Raw genomic sequence first — 4,878 nt, 5'->3', positions numbered from 1 at the left:
CCTGCATCAGCGCCGGCCTACGCGCCGCCACCGGCGGCTGCAGCGCCCGCAGCAGGTAGCGGGTTTCTCGGTGGCGCCTTGAAAACAGCAGCCGGTGTGGCCGGCGGCGTGATGCTCGCCCAGGGCATCAGCAGCTTGTTCAGCCATCATCAGCAGCCGCAAGTGATTGAAGAAATCATCGAAGAGCCGACATCGGCGGGCGGCAATGGCTGGGGCAACGACAACCAGCAGTTCGCCAACAACGACCGGTCCGGCTTTGATGGCGGCGGTTTCAACGACGATGACAGCTTCTATTCCGACGACGATTCCTTCGTCTGATCCCCCAACGCCCGGCGGCTAATGGCTCGCTGGGCGGTTTATCCGCGCAAACCCTCGGCAGGCTGGCATACTGCTGCCTTGTGTTTTACCTACCTGCCCGCTTGCCTGGGCCTCAAGAGGTTTGCCGGTGAAAAAAATTGCGGTCTTCGCGGATGTGCAGAACCTCTATTACACGGTTCGCCAGGCCTATGGCTGCCATTTCAACTACGCGGCGCTGTGGGCTGATATCAGCCAGCACGGTGAAATTGTCGAGGCGTACGCCTACGCCATTGACCGGGGCGACAGCAAACAGCAGCAGTTCCAGCAAATCCTGCGCAACTTGGGCTTTACGGTAAAACTCAAACCTTATATTCAGCGCAGCGATGGCTCGGCCAAGGGCGACTGGGACGTTGGCATTACCATCGACATCATGGACTCGGCAGCCAATGTCGACGAAGTGGTGCTGGCCTCGGGTGACGGCGACTTTGACTTGCTGCTTGAGCGTATTGCCAACAAGCACGGGGTCCAGACCGTGGCCTATGGCGTGCCCGGCCTGACCGCCAACTCATTGATCCGCGCGGCCACTCGCTACGTGCCGATTGAAGGCAACTTGCTGCTTAAATAACGCTCATTTTTGACAGGATTGATCAGGTTTGGAACGCATTGCGGTCATCGACTTTGAAACCACCGGCCTTTCGCCGAGCAACTCGTGCCGGGCCACTGAAATTGCCGTGGTGATACTTGAACAGGGGCGCATCGTCGAGCGTTACCAAAGCCTGATGAACACCGGCGTGCGGGTACCGGGATTCATCGAGCAACTGACCGGCATCAGCAACGCCATGCTGCGCACCGCGCCGCCTGCCGAGCGGGTGATGAACGAGGTCAACGAGTTCGTGGGGATTACCCCGCTGGTGGCGCACAACGCGGCGTTTGACCAAAAGTTCTGGGACTTTGAAATGGGCCGCATCAAGCGCACCCGTTTGCAGAACTTTGCCTGTTCGCTGTTGCTGGCCCGGCGGCTGATGCCGGCCGCACCCAACCACAAGCTGGGTACCCTGACCGCCTTTGCCGACTTGCCCCACACCGGGCAGGCTCACCGGGCCATGGCCGATGCGGAAATGGCCGCCAACCTGATGACTTACCTGGCCGAGCAACTGCGCCAGCAGCACGGGCTGAAAGCGCTGGATCACGACCTGCTGTGTAAATTGCAGAAAGTCCCGGCAGCGAAGATCAACGAACACCTGAAGCGTTATCGCGGTTTCTAAAACGTTTATTCCCGTGTAGGAGCGAGCTTGCCTCGCGATTTTTTGATCGTTTAAAAGATCGCGAGGCAAGCTCGCTCCTACACGATGAACTGCCTCAAAGTGTACGGGTCACTTTTGGTGCGTTCTGTTACTTATTATTTCGCAGCCCTTTGTCTAGAATCCCAAGTCCCCTGCCTTTGCCTTCCGAGCTGCCCCCATGCCTGCCGCACGTCGTTTCCCGTTACAACTGATCGGTGCTTTTTTTGCGTTGTACGTCATTTGGGGTTCGACCTATTTGGTGATTCGCATCGGGATTGAGTCGTGGCCGCCGTTGATGATGGCCGGGGTGCGCTTTCTGGTGGCGGGCTTTTTGATGTATGGCTTTATGCGTTGGCGCGGGGCGCCTGCACCGACCTTTGTGCAGTGGCGCTCGGCAGCCATGATCGGTTTTCTGTTGTTGGCCTGCGGCAATGGTGGCGTGACCCTGGCCGAGCACTCTGGCGTGGCCTCCGGCGTTGCGGCCTTGGCTGTGGCGACGGTGCCACTGTTTACGTTGTTGTTCGGCTACTTCTGGGGCGCACGCAACACTCGCCTGGAATGGGCCGGTATCGCGCTCGGGCTGATCGGCATCGGCATGCTTAACCTCGGCTCCAACCTGCAAGCCAGCCCGCTGGGCGCGGCGATGATCCTCTTTGCCGCTGCCGCCTGGGCGTTCGGCTCGGTGTGGAGTCGTCATTTGCCGCTGCCCGCAGGCGCCATGGCCAGCGCCGCCGAAATGATCACCGCAGGTGCGGTGCTGCTGGCCGGCAGCCTGCTCAGCGGCGAACGCATGACCCATCTGCCAACTGCCGCAGGCTGGGGCGCGTTGCTGTATCTGGTGTTCTTCGGCTCGATCATCGCCTTCAGCGCCTACATGTACCTGCTGAAAAACGTGCGTCCGGCGGCGGCTACCAGCTATGCCTACGTCAACCCGGCCGTAGCGGTGATGCTGGGCATCGTGTTTGCGGGCGAGAGCATTGGCGTCGAAGAGTGCCTGGCGATGGCGGTGATCATCAGCGCCGTGGTGTTGATCGGGTTGCCGCAGTGGCGCAAGCAGAAAACCGTCTGAATTAGGGTAAACTGCGCGCCATTGCACTTTATGCACCCCTGCGCAGACCTTTTTCGACGGTATTCCCATGACATTCGCCACCCTTGGCCTGATCGAGCCCTTGCTGCGCGCCCTTGAGGCGCTCGGCTACAAGACCCCCACCCCGGTTCAGGCCCAAGCGATTCCCGCAGTGCTGGCAGGCCGTGACCTGATGGCCGCCGCCCAGACGGGCACCGGCAAAACAGGCGGCTTTGCCTTGCCATTGCTGCAATTGCTGACCATGGAAGGGCCAAAGGTCACCAGCAACTCGATCCGCGCGCTGGTGCTGGTACCGACCCGCGAACTGGCCGAACAGGTTCACGAGAACATTCGCCAGTACGCCGAGCACCTGCCGTTGAGCACCTATGCGGTGTACGGCGGAGTCAGCATCAACCCGCAAATGATGAAGCTGCGCAAAGGCGTTGACGTGCTGGTGGCGACCCCGGGCCGCTTGCTCGACCTGTATCGCCAGAACGCGATCAAGTTCAACCAGTTGCAAACCCTGATTCTGGACGAAGCCGACCGCATGCTCGACCTCGGTTTCTCCGAAGAACTGCGCGACATTTACCGTGCCTTGCCGAAAAAACGCCAGACCTTGCTGTTTTCGGCGACGTTCTCGGACGCGATCCGCCTGTTGGCCGAACAAATGCTCGACAACCCGCTGAGCATCGAAGTCAGCCCGCGCAACGTGGCGGCCAGCAGCGTCAAGCAGTGGGTGATCCCGGTTGATAAAAAGCGCAAGTCAGAGTTGTTTCTGCACTTGCTGCGTACCCAGCGCTGGAAGCAAGTGCTGGTGTTCGCCAAGACCCGTAACGGTGTCGATGAGCTGGTGGGCAAGCTGCAAGGCCTGGGGATCAACGCGGACGGCATCCATGGCGATAAGCCACAGGCTACCCGTCAACGTGCGCTGGATCGCTTCAAGGCCAGCGAAGTGCAGATTCTGGTCGCCACTGACGTCGCCGCGCGCGGCCTGGACATCGACGACCTGCCGCTGGTGGTCAACTTCGACTTGCCGATCGTGGCCGAAGACTACATTCACCGCATTGGTCGTACCGGCCGAGCGGGCCAGAAAGGCGAGGCGATCTCGCTGGTCTGTGCGGACGAAGTGAACATGTTGTCGGCAATCGAGATGTTGACCCGTCAGACATTGACCCGCCACGAAGAACCCGACTTCGAGCCAGAGCACCGCGTGCCGCAAACCGATGCGACGGGCCAGGTGGTCAAAAAGCCGAAGAAACCGAAAAAGCCTAAAACAGCAGGCGGTGGCGGCAAGCGCAACCTGGGCAAATGGGTGGACAGCGGCGACGTGGCCCCTGCCGAGCCTTCGGTCAAGCCTGTGCGCAAAGTCCCGGTGTTCAACACCGGCCCGCGCAAGCGCAAGCCATAACCCGCCCTTCAATATGTGGGAGCGGGCTTGCTCGCGATTCAGGCGCCTCGGTCAATCTGATTAGCGCGTCGATGCCATCGCGAGCAAGCCCGCTCCCACCCAGGTGATCAGCGTTGTGCTTGCAACCAGCTTAAAACCCCCAACCCTGCGGCGCGCCCGCTGGCAAAGCAGCCGGTGAGCAAGTAGCCGCCGGTGGGGGCTTCCCAGTCCAGCATCTCGCCCGCGCAGAACACACCCGGTACTGCGTTGAGCATCAAGTTGTGATCCAGTGCCTCAAAGCGCACGCCGCCGGCGCTGCTGATGGCCTCGTCCAGCGGGCGTGCCTTGATCAGTGTCAGGGGCAGGGCTTTAATCGCTTTGGCCAACTGCGCCGGGTGGTTGAAGTCATCTGCCGGGGCCAGCTCGCGCAACAGCGCTGCTTTTACTCCGTCCAGACCCAACTGGCTGTGCAAATGCTTGCTCATTGAGCGTGAGCCGCGCGGCTTGGCCAAGGCCGCAGCGATTTTATCCACAGGCTTGTTGGGCAACAGATCGATCAGAATCGTTGCAGCGCCATGCTGGTTGATGGCCTCACGAATCGGCGCAGACCAGGCATAAATCAAACTGCCTTCGATGCCGCTGGCGGTGATCACGCATTCACCCAAGCGTGGTGCGCTGTGCTCCAGGGCAATGGCGATGTTCTTCAAGGGCGCCCCGGCGAACTTGCTACGCAGCACCTCGCTCCAGCCCGCCACATCAAACCCGCAATTGCTCGGCTGCAAGGCCGCCAGCTCGACGCCGCGCTCTGCCAGCAGCGGCATCCACGCGCCATCAGAGCCCAGCCG

At 60.9% G+C, this 4,878-nt stretch carries 6 protein-coding genes; 5 read left to right on the top strand and 1 reads right to left on the bottom strand.

Going from position 1 to position 4,878, the window contains the following annotated elements; translation table 11 throughout:
- The 5 genes from GHO25_RS25130 to GHO25_RS25110 all read left to right on the top strand — a co-directional run.
- Window positions 1-318: DUF2076 family protein (locus tag GHO25_RS25130; RefSeq protein ID WP_153393235.1), on the top strand; the 318-nt coding region annotated here is incomplete at its 5' end.
- A gap of 127 nt (window positions 319-445) precedes the next feature.
- Window positions 446-922: an NYN domain-containing protein gene (locus tag GHO25_RS25125; protein ID WP_048367811.1), complete on the top strand. Its 477-nt coding sequence runs from the start codon at window positions 446-448 to the stop codon at window positions 920-922.
- Between the two features lie 28 nt (window positions 923-950).
- On the top strand, window positions 951-1,562 hold the full coding sequence (locus GHO25_RS25120) for a PolC-type DNA polymerase III (protein WP_153393232.1): 612 nt from the start codon (window positions 951-953) through the stop codon (window positions 1,560-1,562).
- A gap of 196 nt (window positions 1,563-1,758) precedes the next feature.
- Window positions 1,759-2,649 carry a drug/metabolite exporter YedA gene (gene yedA, locus GHO25_RS25115; protein WP_048367496.1) on the top strand — a complete coding sequence of 297 codons (891 nt, stop codon included), beginning with the start codon at window positions 1,759-1,761 and terminating at the stop codon, window positions 2,647-2,649.
- A 67-nt stretch (window positions 2,650-2,716) separates the two neighbouring features.
- Window positions 2,717-4,054, top strand: a complete 1,338-nt coding sequence (locus GHO25_RS25110; protein ID WP_153330260.1) for a DEAD/DEAH box helicase — start codon at window positions 2,717-2,719, stop codon at window positions 4,052-4,054.
- 107 nt (window positions 4,055-4,161) lie between these two features.
- Here GHO25_RS25110 and GHO25_RS25105 read toward each other — a convergent pair.
- On the bottom strand, window positions 4,162-4,878 hold a 717-nt coding region (locus tag GHO25_RS25105; RefSeq protein WP_153393229.1), incomplete at its 5' end, for a TIGR03862 family flavoprotein.

It is taken from the genome of Pseudomonas sp. FSL R10-1350 (genome assembly GCF_009600525.1).
Taxonomy (GTDB): Bacteria; Pseudomonadota; Gammaproteobacteria; order Pseudomonadales; family Pseudomonadaceae; genus Aquipseudomonas; species Aquipseudomonas helleri.
The sequence above is the reverse complement of the archived record's forward strand: the minus strand, read 5'-3'. Positions and strand labels throughout refer to the sequence as shown.